Annotated in this window: 19 protein-coding genes and 1 other RNA gene; 12 read left to right on the top strand and 8 right to left on the bottom strand. The window is 64.0% G+C overall.

From position 1 onward, the window contains the following. From RMO57_RS03060 to RMO57_RS03115, 12 genes are all read left to right on the top strand, one after another. Nucleotides 1-981 (top strand): formate dehydrogenase subunit alpha (locus RMO57_RS03060; protein ID WP_310384099.1); only part of this gene is annotated, 981 nt, incomplete at its 5' end. 12 nt (nt 982-993) lie between these two features. Next, nucleotides 994-1,611 carry a formate dehydrogenase FDH3 subunit beta gene (gene fdh3B / locus RMO57_RS03065; protein ID WP_310384101.1) on the top strand — a complete coding sequence of 206 codons (618 nt, stop codon included), beginning with the start codon at nt 994-996 and terminating at the stop codon, nt 1,609-1,611. Further along, a complete protein-coding gene (locus tag RMO57_RS03070; RefSeq protein WP_310384103.1) occupies nt 1,608-1,838 on the top strand; it encodes a hypothetical protein in 231 nt (76 codons plus the stop codon). The genes fdh3B and RMO57_RS03070 overlap by 4 nt, the downstream gene beginning before the upstream one ends. A gap of 14 nt (nt 1,839-1,852) precedes the next feature. Then, nucleotides 1,853-3,010 carry a formate dehydrogenase subunit gamma gene (locus RMO57_RS03075; RefSeq protein ID WP_310384105.1) on the top strand — a complete coding sequence of 386 codons (1,158 nt, stop codon included), beginning with the start codon at nt 1,853-1,855 and terminating at the stop codon, nt 3,008-3,010. 29 nt (nt 3,011-3,039) lie between these two features. Beyond that, nucleotides 3,040-3,402 carry a hypothetical protein gene (locus tag RMO57_RS03080; protein ID WP_310384108.1) on the top strand — a complete coding sequence of 121 codons (363 nt, stop codon included), beginning with the start codon at nt 3,040-3,042 and terminating at the stop codon, nt 3,400-3,402. Next, the gene (locus tag RMO57_RS03085) at nt 3,399-4,421 is read left to right on the top strand and encodes a DUF6352 family protein (RefSeq protein WP_310384110.1); all 1,023 of its coding nucleotides are present in this window, start codon (nt 3,399-3,401) and stop codon (nt 4,419-4,421) included. Before RMO57_RS03080 ends, RMO57_RS03085 begins: the two co-directional genes overlap by 4 nt. Nucleotides 4,422-4,428: 7 nt before the next feature. Next, nucleotides 4,429-5,151, top strand: a complete 723-nt coding sequence (locus tag RMO57_RS03090) for an ABC transporter permease (RefSeq protein WP_310384112.1) — start codon at nt 4,429-4,431, stop codon at nt 5,149-5,151. Then, the gene (locus tag RMO57_RS03095) at nt 5,148-5,855 is read left to right on the top strand and encodes an ATP-binding cassette domain-containing protein (protein ID WP_310384114.1); all 708 of its coding nucleotides are present in this window, start codon (nt 5,148-5,150) and stop codon (nt 5,853-5,855) included. Before RMO57_RS03090 ends, RMO57_RS03095 begins: the two co-directional genes overlap by 4 nt. Continuing rightward, entirely contained in the window at nt 5,840-6,667 is an 828-nt protein-coding gene (locus RMO57_RS03100) for a substrate-binding domain-containing protein (protein WP_310384116.1), read from the top strand. The genes RMO57_RS03095 and RMO57_RS03100 overlap by 16 nt, the downstream gene beginning before the upstream one ends. Nucleotides 6,668-6,681: 14 nt before the next feature. Further along, nucleotides 6,682-7,290 carry a molybdenum cofactor guanylyltransferase MobA gene (gene mobA / locus RMO57_RS03105; RefSeq protein ID WP_310384118.1) on the top strand — a complete coding sequence of 203 codons (609 nt, stop codon included), beginning with the start codon at nt 6,682-6,684 and terminating at the stop codon, nt 7,288-7,290. Between the two features lie 3 nt (nt 7,291-7,293). Next, nucleotides 7,294-8,157: a formate dehydrogenase accessory sulfurtransferase FdhD gene (locus RMO57_RS03110; RefSeq protein WP_310384120.1), complete on the top strand. Its 864-nt coding sequence runs from the start codon at nt 7,294-7,296 to the stop codon at nt 8,155-8,157. Then, complete coding sequence (locus RMO57_RS03115) at nt 8,154-8,744, top strand: nitroreductase (protein ID WP_310384123.1); 591 nt, start codon at nt 8,154-8,156, stop codon at nt 8,742-8,744. Before RMO57_RS03110 ends, RMO57_RS03115 begins: the two co-directional genes overlap by 4 nt. On the opposite strand, the gene RMO57_RS03120 is transcribed toward RMO57_RS03115, so the two are convergent. The 8 genes from RMO57_RS03120 to RMO57_RS03155 form a co-directional block, all read right to left on the bottom strand. Further along, nucleotides 8,723-9,421, bottom strand: a complete 699-nt coding sequence (locus RMO57_RS03120) for a YebC/PmpR family DNA-binding transcriptional regulator (RefSeq protein WP_310384124.1) — start codon at nt 9,419-9,421, stop codon at nt 8,723-8,725. The genes RMO57_RS03115 and RMO57_RS03120 overlap by 22 nt on opposite strands. A gap of 66 nt (nt 9,422-9,487) precedes the next feature. Beyond that, a non-coding RNA gene (locus RMO57_RS03125) (sX9 sRNA) lies at nt 9,488-9,564 on the bottom strand. A gap of 62 nt (nt 9,565-9,626) precedes the next feature. Then, nucleotides 9,627-10,910 carry a gephyrin-like molybdotransferase Glp gene (glp, locus tag RMO57_RS03130; protein ID WP_310384126.1) on the bottom strand — a complete coding sequence of 428 codons (1,284 nt, stop codon included), beginning with the start codon at nt 10,908-10,910 and terminating at the stop codon, nt 9,627-9,629. Beyond that, complete coding sequence (locus RMO57_RS03135; RefSeq protein WP_310384127.1) at nt 10,907-11,509, bottom strand: 3'-5' exonuclease; 603 nt, start codon at nt 11,507-11,509, stop codon at nt 10,907-10,909. The genes glp and RMO57_RS03135 overlap by 4 nt, the downstream gene beginning before the upstream one ends. Next, nucleotides 11,506-12,063 (bottom strand): N-acetyltransferase, encoded by a 558-nt coding sequence (locus RMO57_RS03140; RefSeq protein ID WP_310384129.1) that lies wholly within the window; start codon nt 12,061-12,063, stop codon nt 11,506-11,508. Before RMO57_RS03140 ends, RMO57_RS03135 begins: the two co-directional genes overlap by 4 nt. 10 nt (nt 12,064-12,073) lie before the next feature. Continuing rightward, nucleotides 12,074-13,189 (bottom strand): GTP 3',8-cyclase MoaA, encoded by a 1,116-nt coding sequence (gene moaA / locus RMO57_RS03145; protein WP_310384131.1) that lies wholly within the window; start codon nt 13,187-13,189, stop codon nt 12,074-12,076. Between the two features lie 95 nt (nt 13,190-13,284). Beyond that, complete coding sequence (locus RMO57_RS03150; RefSeq protein ID WP_310384132.1) at nt 13,285-13,560, bottom strand: BrnA antitoxin family protein; 276 nt, start codon at nt 13,558-13,560, stop codon at nt 13,285-13,287. Then, nucleotides 13,517-13,792, bottom strand: coding sequence for a BrnT family toxin (locus RMO57_RS03155; protein ID WP_310384134.1), 276 nt, complete (start codon nt 13,790-13,792; stop codon nt 13,517-13,519). The genes RMO57_RS03150 and RMO57_RS03155 overlap by 44 nt, the downstream gene beginning before the upstream one ends. Nucleotides 13,793-13,811 lie beyond the last annotated feature (19 nt).

Below are 13,811 nucleotides of genomic sequence, written 5' to 3' on the forward strand. Positions count from 1 at the left end.
ACCGGCTACGACTTCACCGGGGATTATTTCGGACTGCCCTGGCCTTGTTATGGCACGCCCGCGCTCAAACACCCCGGCTCGGCCAATCTGTACGACACCTCCAAACATGTGATGGACGGCGGCGGCAACTTCCGCGCTAACTTCGGCGTTGAGCGGGACGGGGTCAGCCTGCTGGCCGAGGACGGCTCGCATTCCAAGGGCTCCGCCATCACCACCGGCTACCCGGAATTCGACCATCTGTTGCTCAAAAAACTGGGCTGGTGGAACGACCTGACCGAGGCCGAGATGAAGTTGGCCGAGGGCAAGAACTGGAAGACCGATCTGTCCGGTGGTATTCAGCGCGTCGCCATGGCACATGGCTGCCACCCGTTCGGCAATGCCAAGGCGCGGGCGGTGGTCTGGAACTTCCCCGATCCGATCCCGCAGCACCGCGAGGCTTTGTTCTCGACCCGGCCCGATCTGATCGCCAAGTACCCAACCCATGAGGACAAGAAGGCTTTCTGGCGCCTGCCCACGCTGTTCAAGAGTGTGCAGGACAAGAACATCGACATCGGCAAGACTTTTCCGCTGATCATGAGCTCGGGCCGCCTGGTCGAATACGAGGGCGGCGGCGAGGAGACTCGCGCGAACAAATGGTTGGCCGAGCTGCAACAGCATATGTTTGTCGAGATCAACCCGGCCACGGCGAACGACCGCGGCATCCGCGACGGCGAAGACGTCTGGGTCACGACGCCGACCGGCGCGAAGTTGACGGTACGTGCCCTGGTGACCGAGCGGGTGGACCGCGACACCGTCTGGTTGCCGTTCCACTTCTCCGGGCGCTGGCAGGGCATCGATCTGCTGCAGCATTACCCGGAAGGGGCGGCGCCGATCGTGCGCGGCGAGGCCGTCAATACCGCCACGACTTACGGTTATGACAGCGTGACGATGATGCAGGAGACCAAGACGACGGTCTGCCAAATTCAACGTGCCACGGCATAAGGGGAGCGAGACATGGCAAGAATGAAATTCATCTGTGACGCCGAGCGTTGCATCGAGTGCAATGGCTGCGTCACCGCCTGCAAGGCCGAACACGACATTCCCTGGGGCGTCAATCGGCGCCGCGTCGTCACGTTGAATGACGGTGTGGCGGGTGAGAAAAGCATCTCGGTCGCCTGCATGCATTGCTCGGACGCGCCCTGCATGGCGGTCTGCCCGGTCAACTGCTTCTACCGCACCGACGAGGGCGTGGTGCTGCATGACAAGGACATTTGCATCGGCTGCGGCTACTGCTCGTATGCCTGCCCCTTCGGCGCGCCGCAGTTCCCCAGTACGGGTGCGTTCGGCCTGCGCGGCAAGATGGACAAGTGCACCTTCTGCGCCGGTGGCCCGGAGGAAAACGGCAGCGCTGCAGAGAACGAAAAGTACGGCCGCAATCGGCTCGCCGAGGGCAAGTTGCCGGCCTGTGCCGAAATGTGCTCGACCAAGGCCTTGCTGGCGGGTGACGGCGACGTGGTGGCTGACATCTTGCGCAGCCGGGTCTTGGCGCGCGGCAAAGGCAGCGAGGTGTGGGGCTGGGGTACGGCCTACGGCAAGCCTGTGGGCGGCAGGCCTGACGAGGTGAAGTCATGAAAATTCGTTTGATCTTTCTGGCCGCCATCGCCTGTCTGAATCTGCCCGGTTGCAGCGAGCCCGAGCAAAAGCTAGCGCAGAAGCCGGGCTCGGTTGAGCCCATCTGGAGCGTCAGCGCGGCCGCCAATCCGAGCTTCAAGGCGGCCGGCTGGACGCCCGGCGACCGGGCCTCTTGGGAAGCGCAGATAAGTAGGCGCAACCAAGCGCAAAACGACTATTCGCGTTGAAGTCGGAGGGCAGGATGAGAAAACTCTTTGTTTCTTTGCTGATGCTGTTGGCGCTGCCGACGCTGTCGATGCTGTCGACGGCCTTCGCTCAAGCCGCGCCGGAGCAAGCCGCATCGGCTGTTCAGAGTTCATTGCCGCCGGCGGGCTTTGTGGCGCCGGCCTTGCCTGGGGCGGATGAGAGCAATGCCCAGCGTGCCAGGTCGCAGCCCGGCAATAACGCACCGTTTTGGCGGGGTGTACATGGCTCGGGCGACAAGGCGGGCATCAGCAACTTGCCCGGCGCCGAACAAGGTGTCTTGATCCAGTCCATGGTGCAGTATCCGGGCTCCAAGTTGACCACGGCCGGCGAGGCGTGGCGGCAGGTGCGCAATCAGTGGATCATTCCTTATGGTGGCTCGCTGCTCTTGATCACGGTGTTAGCGCTGGCGCTGTTTTATTTTTCCAAGGGCAAGCTGGGCGGGCATGTGCCCTATACGGGCCGCTTTATAGAGCGTTTTACTTACTTCGAGCGCGCCGCGCATTGGAGCAATGCGGCGGCCTTCAGCTTGCTTGCTATTTCGGGGTTGGTGCTGGCATTTGGCAAGTTTGTCTTGCTGCCGGTTTTTGGCGCAACGCTATACGGTTGGTTGGCCTTCGCCTTGAAGAACGTCCATAACTTCACCGGCCCACTGTTTGCGGTGTCGCTGTTGGTGGTGTTCATGACTTTTGTGCGCGACAACCTGCCCACGGCGCATGACATCAAATGGCTGCTCAAAGGCGGCGGCCTGTTTGGCGGGCACGAGGTGCCATCCGAGCGCTTCAATGCCGGCGAGAAGGTGATTTTTTGGGGCGGCGTGTTTGGGCTGGGTCTCGTCGTTGTGGGCTCGGGTCTGGTGCTCAATCAGCTGATTCCCGGCATGGCCTATCTGCGCGGCGATATGCAGATCGCGCACATGATCCACGCCGTTGCGTCGGTTCTGATGATGTCGCTGTTTCTGGGGCACATCTATATGGGCACCCTGGGCATGAAGGATGCGTTGGGGGCGATGAAGACGGGCATGGTCGACGAAGGCTGGGCGCAAGAACATCATGAGCTTTGGTTCGATGACATTCGCGCGGGCAAGATCCCGGCTGTCCGGACCGCCTCGACGGGGGCGCCAAGCTCCTCATCAAAACCGGCTGCCCAGCATTGACCGTTCTCTCATTGACAAGGAACCCGACCATGCGCCGCTCCATCAAGATCTCCTCCAAGTTGAGTCTGGCTGTTTTGTCTTGTCTGACGGCGCTGGCCGTTGCGGCCAAATTGCCTCCGCCCAGCGATGAAACCAAGGCCAAGGCTGCAGCGACGGCGGCCAAGACGGCCTGGGCCGACAAGGTTTCTGCCAATCAACTTTGCCAGGCGATGAACCGCGTGGCCGATGGCTACCGCAAGAACGCCAAGGCGGCAGGGAGCGAACTGCAGCCCGTTGTTGAGACGCCGGCCTGCGCCGACCCGGGGCCATTTGTGGCGCCCGAGCTGCTGGCCGGCGCCGCGCCGGCGGCGGCTCCAGCTCCAGCCCCAGCTCCTGTTCCTGCCAAGAAGTGACGGCTGCCGATCTGGGTGCCTCGCTCGATGATTTCTGGCTTCTAGGCGCGCGTTCAAGTTTCACGCCGACCGCCCGGGGCTGGCTGCAGCCTAACGATGATTTTCTGCGGCTCTGGCTGCACGGGCCCGAGCTGGCCTTGCTGGCTGAGTCTTGCCCGGCCGAAATCGCGTTGCACCAAGCTTTGATGGCGGAGCCGGCCGTGTCCGTCTCGGCCTCTGAACTGGGCGCGATCGCCGACGCCGATGCGCGCGCCAACTACCAGTTTTTTCTGCGTTTCAGAGACGAGTTGATCGCTGCCGGCACCTTGGAGGCCTGCTACCTGAGCTTGTTGCGCCGGCCCCAGCGCTTTGATTTGCCGCCGCTGTTTTTGGACGGATTGGTCGCGGCGATCGTGGGTCATTTGCAGGCCGGCAACACCGACGCTTTTCAGGTTCTTGCAGCGCAAATGCTGTTCCGCGCGCAGCGACTCAGTCTGGTCGAGGGCCGCCTGCTGTGTGCCGATCTGGCCGGCTTGGACCAGCGTCAGGCAGGTGCTGGCTTGTTGGATGTGCTGACACCCGACAACGCAGCCGACTTCTGGCGTACCCAAGGCAAGGCGCTGTTCGCCCTCGATTTGACGCATGAAATCAGTACCGAACTGGGCCACGGTTTCAGTTTCAAGCTGGCGCTGAAGCACTCGGGCCTGTCGGCCTTGGCACGCGTGTTGTCGCAATGGCTGCAGCATTTTCTGGGTCAGCCGCTGAGCATCGCGCCCCTGCAACAGGTGGATGACCCGGCCTGGAGCTGGCATATCGGGCTTGATGCGGACGCTATGCGCTTGTTGAATGAGTTGTACGAGGGCAGCGCGCTTGCGACCGAGCGCTTGGCGCAGCTGATCAGTTTGTTCAGGCTTGAGGTGCCCGGCGCTTACCCCAAACCCATCTACCTGGGTTTGGCGATGACGGCCGACAAATGCCTGAAGCTGAAGCCGCAAAACCTCTTGCTGAATTTGCCGGCCGAGCTGGCCTTGCTGGGGTGATCGCCGTTTGAGCGCTTTTTCCGAGAGTTTCGCGGCGGCGTTTGCGATGCTGCTGGACGCCGATCCCGTGCTGATGCAGACCTTGCGCCTATCCCTACTGGTCAGCGGCTCGGCCTGCTTGATCGCGGCCGGCTTTGGCTTTGCAGCAGGCGCCTGGGTGGCCGTGACTCGGTTCCCGGGTCACCGACTTTTGCAGGGTTTTCTGTCGACCCTGCTGGCCCTGCCGTCGGTGGTGGTGGGCTTGGTGGTCTATCTGCTCTTGTCGCGCAGCGGGCCGCTTGGTGCTTGGGGCATTTTGTTTACGCCGGCGGCGATGGTGCTGGCGCAAACCGTGTTGGTCTTGCCGGTGATCGCCGCACTCGCGCAGCAGCTGGTGCGCGACGCGCTGCGCGATGGTGGCGAGCAACTGCGTTCGATGGGGGCAAAGCCTTTCACCGCGGCTTGCCTGATGTTGGTGCATGAGCGCTGGGCCGTGCTGACCATCATGTTGACCGCCTTCGGGCGGGCGATATCCGAGGTCGGCGCGGTGATGATTGTGGGCGGCAATATCGACGGCCTGACCCGCGTCATCACCACGGCCATCGCGCTGGAAACCAGCAAGGGCGATTTGCCGCTGGCGCTGGCGCTGGGTCTGGTGTTACTTGGCCTGGTCGCCCTGATCAATCTGCTGATCGCCTTGGTGCAGGCCTGGCAGCGAATGCATGGCGGCCAGTCGGAGTACGCCAAGTGAGTCATCAGTTACTGAGTCTGACTGGCGTCGGCGTCTCCTTCGGCCCTGTGCAGGCATTGAGCGAGGTCACGCTGCAGGTGCACCGCGGCGAGTTCATCGCCCTGGTTGGCGCCAATGGGTCGGGCAAGACCAGTCTGTTGCAGGCCTTGCACGGCTTGCTGCCGCTGACCGGCCGGCGCACGGTGGCTCGGCACTGCGGCCCCCAAGTGATGGTGTTCCAGCGGCCCTTTATGCTACGGCTGTCGGTGCGGCGCAACCTGCTCTTGGCCTTGTGGCTGGCCGGTGTGCCGCGTGCGGAGCGGGCGGCTCGTGCTCAGGAGGCCATGCAGCGGGCCGGGCTGATGGCAATGATGGATCGCCCCGCGCGCAGCCTTTCGGGTGGCCAGCAGCAGCGCCTAGCGCTTGCGCGGGCTTGGAGCGTTAGGCCGGATGTGTTGTTTCTGGATGAGCCAACCGCCAACCTCGACCCCTCGGCCAAACACGAGATCGAGACCCTGTTGGCCGGCTTCAAGGCCGCGGGGCTGACCCTGATCATGAGCACCCACAATCTAGGTCAGGCCAAGCGCCTGGCGAGCCGGGTGGTCTATCTGGACCGTGGCAAGATTCGGGCCGATCTGCCGGTCGCGGATTTTTTCAACCAGGATGCGCTGGACGCAAGGTTGCAGCTGTTTCTAAAAGGGGAGTTGACATGGGATTTGCTATGAAATCGGTCTTGGCGTTCTTGTTTGCTGTCGGCTTGAGCGTCAGCGGCCACGCGCAGGAGCAGCGTGTCATCGTGATGGCCTCGACCACCAGCACCGAGCAGTCGGGCTTGTTCGCCCATCTCTTGCCGGCCTTCAAACAAGCCAGCGGCATCGCGGTGCGCGTGGTCGCCCAGGGCACCGGCCAGGCACTCGATATGGGGCGGCGCGGCGACGCCGATGTCGTGTTCGTGCACGATCAGGTGGCCGAGGAAAAGTTCGTTACCGACGGTTTCGGCCTGGCGCGGCGGGCGGTGATGTTCAATGATTTCGTCCTGGTCGGGCCGAGCAGCGATCCGGCCGGCGTGCGCGGCCAGGACGTGGTGGCGGGCTTGAGCAAGCTCAGCTCGGCCAAGGCTGTCTTCGTCTCGCGGGGTGACAAGAGCGGCACCCATGCGGCCGAGCTGCGCTTCTGGAAGGCCGCCGCTATCCCGAACCCGGACGATCCCGCCAGCATCACCAACTACCGCGCCTGCGGCTGCGGCATGGGCCCGGCGCTGAATATCGCGTCCAGTGTCGACGGCTATGCGCTGACCGACCGCGGTACCTGGCTGTCGTTCAAGAATCGCGGCAATCTGGCCGTGCTGGTCGAGGGCGACAAACGCTTGTTCAACCAATACGGCGTGATCGTCGTCAACCCCGCCAAGCACCCGCATACCAAGACAGCGCTGGCCCAGGCTTTTTCCGACTGGGTGGTGTCACCCGAGGGCCAGTCCAGCATTGCCGCCTACAAAATTGGCGGCGAGCAGTTGTTCTTCCCTAACGCCAAGAATTGACAGGATATTTACGCATGATTGCTCCCGCCGACATCACCGGCCTGATCCTGTCCGGCGGCCGCGGCAGCCGCATGGGCGGCGTCGACAAAGGCTTGCAGCCCTACCGGGGTACGGCGCTGGCGCTGCATGCGCTGCTGCGCCTGGGTCCGCAAGTGGGCGAGCTCATCATCAACGCCAACCGAAACCTGAGCGCCTATGAATCCATGGGCGCGGCGGTCTGGCCCGACAGCTTGCCCGACTTTGCCGGGCCGCTGGCCGGCTTTATGGCCGGGCTTGAGCATTGCGAGACGCCCTATCTGGCGGTCGTGCCCTGCGACTCACCGCTGTTCCCCTTGGACTTGGTGGCGCGGCTGGCGGCGGCGCTGGAGGCTGATGAAGGCGCCGAGATGGCGATGGTGGTGACGCCGGATGCCGAAACCGGCCGCCCGCAGCCGCAGCCGGTGTTCTGCCTGTTGAAGACCGAGCTGCTGGAAAGCCTGGTGCGCTTCACCCACGGCGGTGAGGCCAAGATCGGCAAATGGACGGCGCAGCACCGCTGCGCCCGGGTGCTGTTTGACGACGCCGGCGCCTTCGCCAATGCCAACACGCTGGATGAATTGCAGCGCTTAGGCGCCCAGAGCTGACGCATGCGCAAGTTGCCTCGGCTGACTCACTGCAGCGCGCCGCTGACCCATGAAGTGATGGTGCTGGATGAGTTCGGCACGCGCCGCCCCATGCACATCCCGGCCGAGCGGCCGCTGACGGTGTTTGTTGACAAGCGCGAGCTGGTCACCTTGATGACCTTGGGCTTGGCGCCGGAGTTGTTGGTGCTGGGCTATCTGCGCAACCAGCGACTGATCAGTGATGTGGCCGAGGTCGAGTCGATCACGGTCGACTGGGAGGTCGGTGCGGCGGCCGTGCGCACGCGCGCCGGCATTGCCCATATTGAAGAAAAAACCGCCCAGCGCATCGTCACCACCGGCTGCGGCCAGGGCACGGTGTTCGGCGCGCTGATGGCCGATGTGGGCAGCGTGCAGCTGCCCAGCGCGGCGGTGGCCCGGCTCAGTCAAAGCAACCTTTATGCGATGCTGGAAACCACCCGCAAGCTCGACAGCGTCTACAAAAAAGCCGGCTCGGTGCATGGCTGCGCACTCTTTTGCGGCGGGCAGATGCTGGTCCATATGGAAGACGTGGGGCGGCACAACGCGATCGACAGCATCGCCGGGTGGCTGTGGATGCAGCCGGGTGAATTTGCAGTTAGCGGAGCCGATAAGAGCTTCTACACCACCGGCCGTTTGACCAGCGAGATGGTCATGAAATCGGCCCAGATGGGCGTGCCCATCATTGTTTCGCGCAATGGCATCACGCAGATGGGCCATGCCCTGGGCCAGCAACTCGGCCTGACCCTGATTGGCCGAGCCAAGGGCCGGCATTTCATTTGCTACAGCGGTTTCGAGCGCTTCGATGGTGAGCCGGAGCCGGCGCGGGTGTTGATGGAGACGTCACCATGAGCGAGCAACACGGCGCCTTGCAGGCCTTGCTGAGCCGCTATTCGGTCGGGCCCAAACACCTGACCGAGCCAGGGCCGAGTCTGGCCGACTTGCATTTGATGGTGGAGGCGGCCCTGCGCGCACCCGACCATGCGGAGTTGTTGCCATTTCGTTTCAAGCTGGTGCGCGCTGAGGCGCGGACGCGCATGGCTGAGCTGTTCGCCGCCGCCGGCCGGGCGGCCGGCAAGGACGAAGCGGGCGCGGCCATCGACGCCGAGCGTGCGCTGCGCGCGCCGGTCACGGTGGCGGTGTTGGCGCGCATCGATCTGGGCCATCCGCTGGTGCCGGCGCATGAGCAATGGGCGTGCGTGGGCGGCGCGCTGACCAACTTTCTCAATGCCGCGCATTTATTGGGTTATGGCGGCAAGATGCTGTCCGGCGCCAAGGTGCGTGACGCCGCTGTGATGGCGGCATTTTGCGGCCCCGGCGAAACGCTGCTGGGCTGGATCGCGCTGGGCACGCCGCTGCGGCGGGCGGCCGGGCCGTCAAGAAAGGGCGGCGTGGAGCAAGCCCTCTCTGAGTGGACTCAGCCGGCCAGTCCTACATAGACGTTCTGCACATCGTCTTGGCCATCGATCGCATCTAGAAAATGCTCCACCTCGGCCAACTCGGCCTCATTCAGGCTGACCGGGCTCTTGGCCTTGTAGCCCAGCTTGGCCGATAGCACGGTGAAGCCGAAGTTAGGCAGGGCGCGGCAGACCAGATCCAGGTCGGCCAACTCGGTCAGGAACAGCGTGGCGCCGTCCTCGCTGGGCTCGAAGTCCTGCGCGCCGGCCTCGATCGCGGCAACTTCCGGATCGGCACCGGGGTTGGGCGTGGCCTCGATCATGCCCAGATGATCAAAGTCCCAGGCCACCGAGCCGGCGGCACCGAGTTGACCCTTGCGGAAGGCCACGCGGATTTCCGACACGGTGCGGTTGACGTTGTCGGTCAGGCATTCCACGATCACCGGCACGCGGTGCGGCGCAAAACCCTCGTAAGTGACGCGCTCAAAATGCACCGGCTCGCCCAGCAGTCCGGCGCCTTTCTTGATCGCCCGCTCGATGGTCTCGCGCGGCATCGAAACCTTTTTGGCCTGCTCGACCACCAGGCGCAGGCGCGAGTTCATATCCGGGTCGGCACCGTTGCGGGCCGCCACCATCAGGTCTTTCGACAACTTGCCGAAGGCCCGGCCGCGGGCATTCGCCGCCAGGTCTTTGTGTTTAGCTTTCCACTGCGCGCCCATGTCTTATCTCCTTGATTTGAAGGCCCGGTTTATACCGCAACGGGCCGTGGTTCCACATTACTAAGAGGCTGAGAACTTTTGTAGCGAGCGGCCGTCAGGCTAGGCGGACGGAGCACAGAAACCGGAACGTACTCCTTGTACGTGAGGATTTCGAGCACCCGGCCAACGACGCATGGCGGTCGCGCAGTAGAAAGTTCTCAGCCTCTCAGATCAAGCCATCAAACGGTACAACGTCGACCAAATCGCCCACCGCTACATCGCCTTGCTGATGGCCCAGCAGCACCAGGCCATTGGCCTGGCTCATGCTGGACAAAATGCCCGAACCCTGGTTGCCGGTGATGTCGACCTGCCATTGCCCGCCCGCGCCGCGCTTGACGACGCCGCGCTGGTACTCGGTGCGGCCGGCCTTCTTGCGCAGGGCGCGGGTGCTGGCGGCGCGCAGCAGGGGCAGGGGCTCAGGTCTTGCTCCGCTCATGCGCAGCAGCGCCTCGCGCACAAAGGCATAGAACGTCACCATCACCGCGACTGGGTTGCCGGGCAGGCCGAACAGCAGGGCGGTTTTCTCGCCGCTGCGAATACGCCCAATCGCCATCGGCCGACCGGGCCGCATCGCAATCCGCCAAAACAGCACCTCGCCCAACTCGGCCATCACACGCTTGGTGTGGTCGGCCTCGCCGACGCTGACGCCGCCGGAGCTGATGACAGCATCGGCCAGCGCTGCCGCGCGCATCAAAGCCTCGCGCAACGCCTCGGGCTGGTCGCGCACGATGCCCAGATCAATCACCTCTAGCCCCAAGCGCTCCAACATCGCCCACATCGTGTAGCGGTTGCTGTCGTAGACGCAGCCGGGTGGCAATGGCTCTCCCACGCCGCGCAGCTCGTCGCCGGTCGACATGATGGCGACCTTCAGCCGCCGCCAGACCGGCACCTCGGCCAGGCCCAGCGAGGCCAGCAGCCCCAGATCGGCCGGCCTCAAGACGCGCCCTGCTGCCAAGGCCACGCTGCCCAAGGCCAGATCCTCGCCGGCCAGACGGCGGTTGTCGCCGGTGCGCAGGATGCCGGGCGGGATCACGACGTACTCGCCGTCCAAGCGCGTGAACTCCTGTGGCACCACGGTGTCCAGCCCCGCCGGCATCAAGGCGCCGGTCATGATGCGTTGGCATTGCCCGTTAGCGACGGAGCCGCTGACTGCGCCGCCGGCCAGGCTGGTGCCGGCCAGGCGCAGCCGCGTCTCGCCGTCGATGGCCAGATCGCTGGCGCGCAAGGCATAGCCGTCCATCGCCGAGTTGTCGTGGGCGGGCACCTGCAGCGGCGAGATGATGTCGGCCGCCAGCACCCGGCCGAGCGCGGCGCGCAGCCCAACAGTCTCGGATTGCTGCGGCAGCGGCAGCAGCTCGGCAATGAACTGCTGGGCCAGCTCGACCCGCAAGGCCTGCGGGTCATAACCGGCCAAGCTGGCGGCAATGGCGGCAAATGATGCTGGGTTCATGGCGAGCCCTTGAAGGCCAGGGCCGCATGCACGCGCAGCGCCACATAGGCGTCGTTGGCGGCGTAGAGCAGTTGCCGCGCGGTCAAGTGGCGCTCGGCCCAGTTCGAGGTTGTGACCTTCTTTGATTTATGGAATTTCTGCTGGAACATGATGGCCACGGCCGCGCGCGCGCCGGTCGAGCTGGCGTAGCCGTCCTTGCGAAATACGCTGTTCAAGTCCAGCACGGCGGTCAGACGCAGGCCCAGCTTGTGCTGGATCTGCGCATGGTCGGACTCCAGGCCGAAGCCGACCTTGAGCACCAACTCGGAGCCGAGCAGTTCGGCCAGCAGCGGCCGGGTTTCCTCATGGTGGAGCTGAAAGATATAGGCCCGCTGCAGCGTCGCGAACTGCACGATATGGGGGCCTTCGCTGGTCTGGTCCTTCAAAAAAGTGGGCTTGGATTCGGTGTCGAAGCCGACCACGCCGGCCTGCGCAATATCGGCCGCCGCCGCGGCGAACTGGGCGGCCGACTGTGGCACCAGGATCTTGTCCAAGCTCAGGCATTCAAACGGTGGCAGCAGCGTGGTTTGTTCTTTGCTCGGGGCGATTTTTCTGGTCATGGCGAATTCTGTTTGTTCTCGCGCAGTCGGCGGCACATCAGGTCTTTGTCTAGCATTTGCCCGTCTGGTAATTTGATCGCGCCTTCGAGTCGCCCATAACGCCGAAAACCACAGCCTTCATACAGACGTATGGCGCGCGTGTTGCTGCTGGTCACGTTCAGCGTGACCAACTCCAGCACCGGCTCGCCCTGCAGCAGGGTCAGGGCCCGCTCCAGCAACTGGCGCCCCAGGCCCTGGCCATGCAGTTCATTGCTGACCATCATGCCGACGATCTGGGCGATATGGCGCACCTTGACGCGGGCCGCATGCTCGCAGCTGATGGCGCCGACCATGTTCGGCCCTGCCCAGGCGCAGAGCGTAAACAAATTGGCGCCGTCACCGCCACCACTCAAGCGGTTGCGGTAGCTGTCGGCGTCGCGTTTGAGTTCGGTCGCAGCATCCGAGGTGAAGGCCTGCGGATGGGCGGCCAACATGCCGTCACGTAAGGTCTTGTAGGCCGGCAGATCGGCCGCCTGCAGCGGTCGGATGACGGGGTCGTGAAGGGCGGCGGGCATGAACAAGGACTCAACCGCCGATGTAATGCATCTCGACGCGGCGCTCGCCGTCGCCCAGCAGCGTGGCGCCGCTGGCGCGCAGCTGCGAATAGCGGTCGGCGCGCGCGCCCCACAGCAGGCCGACGGCACCGCTCAGTTCGGCCTCGCTGGCCCCGCCGCGCACAAGCGCGCGCAAGTCATGGCCGCGATGGGCGAACAAACAGGTGTAGAGCTTGCCTTCGGTGGAGAGGCGGGCGCGGTTGCAATCGCCGCAAAAGGCTTGCGTGACGCTGGAGATCAGGCCAATTTCACCTTGGCCGTCCACGTAACGCCAGCGCTCGGCGGTCTCACCGCTGACGCTGGCCGACAGCGGCTGCAGCTCGAACTCCCCGCGCAGCCTTGCCAACACCTCGCTGGACGGCAGCACCTCGTCCATGCGCCAGCCATTGGTGGCACCGACGTCCATGTATTCGATGAAGCGCAGGACGATGCCCGTGCCCCGAAAGTAGCGCGCCATCGGCAAGATTTCTTGGTCATTGACGCCGCGCTTGACCACCATATTGACCTTGATCGGCCCCAGGCCTGCCTTCGTAGCAGCCTCGATGCCGGCCAAGACATCGGCGACCGGGAAGCCGACATCATTCATGCGCTGGAACACGGCGTCATCGAGCCCGTCCAGGCTGACCGTCACGCGCTGCAGGCCGGCGGTCTTCAGCGATGCGGCCTTGCGGGCCAGCAGCGAGCCATTGGTGGTCAGGGTCAGGTCCAGCGGCAGCCCCTCGGGCGTGCGGATCTCGCTGAGCATCTCGATCAAGGCTTCGAGATGGCGGCGCAGCAGCGGCTCGCCGCCGGTCAGGCGCAGCTTTTGCACGCCGTGGGCGACAAAAACGCGCGCCAGCCGGGTGATCTCCTCAAAGCTGAGCAGATCGCTGTGTGGCAAAAACTCGTACTGCTTGTCGAACACCTGCTTGGGCATGCAGTAGCTGCAGCGGAAATTGCAGCGGTCGGTGACCGAGATGCGCAGATCGCGCAGCGGCCGGCCCAATGCGTCGGCCAGCAAGCCGGTCGGGGGCACGAGTTCGGTCGGCAGCGCTGGCACAGCATGGATGCGGCGCTGGTCGAGGAGGGGAATGACCTTGTCTGACATAGCGCTGCATTGTGCCCGCTTCAGGGGGGTCGGCTCTCGCGTACAGGCGCTGGCAGTGTCCTGCCGCTCAAAATCTGTGCGTCACGTCAGCTTCTTCACGGCACCTTACTCAGGCGCTCCGCCATTCGCGTCTGCCAACCCGCGCCGGTAGCCTTCCACTGCTCAATCACATCGGCGGGCAGGCGAAGCGAAATCAGCTTGCGAGGGTTGGCGGATACGGGTCTGCCGCCCTTGTTGATTTTTGCCCGGGCAAGCATTTGCTCGTCCAGCTCAGGCAGTTCTTCGTACTCCGCTGCTTGCACCGTGTGTGCATCGACATGGCCGAGATCAGATCCCAAGGAGCGGCCCAATCCGACTTTGTTCGCGTTCATTTGCTTTCCTCATGCTGAAGATGTGACGATCCGCGCCACGCGGTGTGTAGCCCACCACGACCATCCGACCCAGTAAATAGCCGAAGCAAACGAAGCGGGCTTCACCGTAATCCTTCCGAGCGTCTTCGATATCGACTGTGTAGCCGGCAAAAATCAGCGCAGCGTCTGCGAAATCCAAGCCACGCTCAAGCAGAGCGCGGTCGCGTTTCGCGGGATCGAACGTGATTTTCATGGGGTTATTGTATCTACAT

Source organism: Roseateles sp. (assembly GCF_031397715.1).
Lineage (GTDB): Bacteria > Pseudomonadota > Gammaproteobacteria > Burkholderiales > Burkholderiaceae_C > Paucibacter_A.

Coding starts and splice junctions, on each gene's coding strand:
- fdh3B (WP_310384101.1), top strand. CDS start 994: ATGGCAAGAATGAAATTCATCTGTGACGCCGAGCGTTGCATCGAGTGC.
- RMO57_RS03070 (WP_310384103.1), top strand. CDS start 1,608: ATGAAAATTCGTTTGATCTTTCTGGCCGCCATCGCCTGTCTGAATCTG.
- RMO57_RS03075 (WP_310384105.1), top strand. CDS start 1,853: ATGAGAAAACTCTTTGTTTCTTTGCTGATGCTGTTGGCGCTGCCGACG.
- RMO57_RS03080 (WP_310384108.1), top strand. CDS start 3,040: ATGCGCCGCTCCATCAAGATCTCCTCCAAGTTGAGTCTGGCTGTTTTG.
- RMO57_RS03100 (WP_310384116.1), top strand. CDS start 5,840: ATGGGATTTGCTATGAAATCGGTCTTGGCGTTCTTGTTTGCTGTCGGC.
- mobA (WP_310384118.1), top strand. CDS start 6,682: ATGATTGCTCCCGCCGACATCACCGGCCTGATCCTGTCCGGCGGCCGC.
- RMO57_RS03110 (WP_310384120.1), top strand. CDS start 7,294: ATGCGCAAGTTGCCTCGGCTGACTCACTGCAGCGCGCCGCTGACCCAT.
- RMO57_RS03115 (WP_310384123.1), top strand. CDS start 8,154: ATGAGCGAGCAACACGGCGCCTTGCAGGCCTTGCTGAGCCGCTATTCG.
- RMO57_RS03120 (WP_310384124.1), bottom strand. CDS start 9,421: ATGGGCGCGCAGTGGAAAGCTAAACACAAAGACCTGGCGGCGAATGCC.
- glp (WP_310384126.1), bottom strand. CDS start 10,910: ATGAACCCAGCATCATTTGCCGCCATTGCCGCCAGCTTGGCCGGTTAT.
- RMO57_RS03135 (WP_310384127.1), bottom strand. CDS start 11,509: ATGACCAGAAAAATCGCCCCGAGCAAAGAACAAACCACGCTGCTGCCA.
- RMO57_RS03140 (WP_310384129.1), bottom strand. CDS start 12,063: ATGCCCGCCGCCCTTCACGACCCCGTCATCCGACCGCTGCAGGCGGCC.
- moaA (WP_310384131.1), bottom strand. CDS start 13,189: ATGTCAGACAAGGTCATTCCCCTCCTCGACCAGCGCCGCATCCATGCT.
- RMO57_RS03150 (WP_310384132.1), bottom strand. CDS start 13,560: ATGAACGCGAACAAAGTCGGATTGGGCCGCTCCTTGGGATCTGATCTC.
- RMO57_RS03155 (WP_310384134.1), bottom strand. CDS start 13,792: ATGAAAATCACGTTCGATCCCGCGAAACGCGACCGCGCTCTGCTTGAG.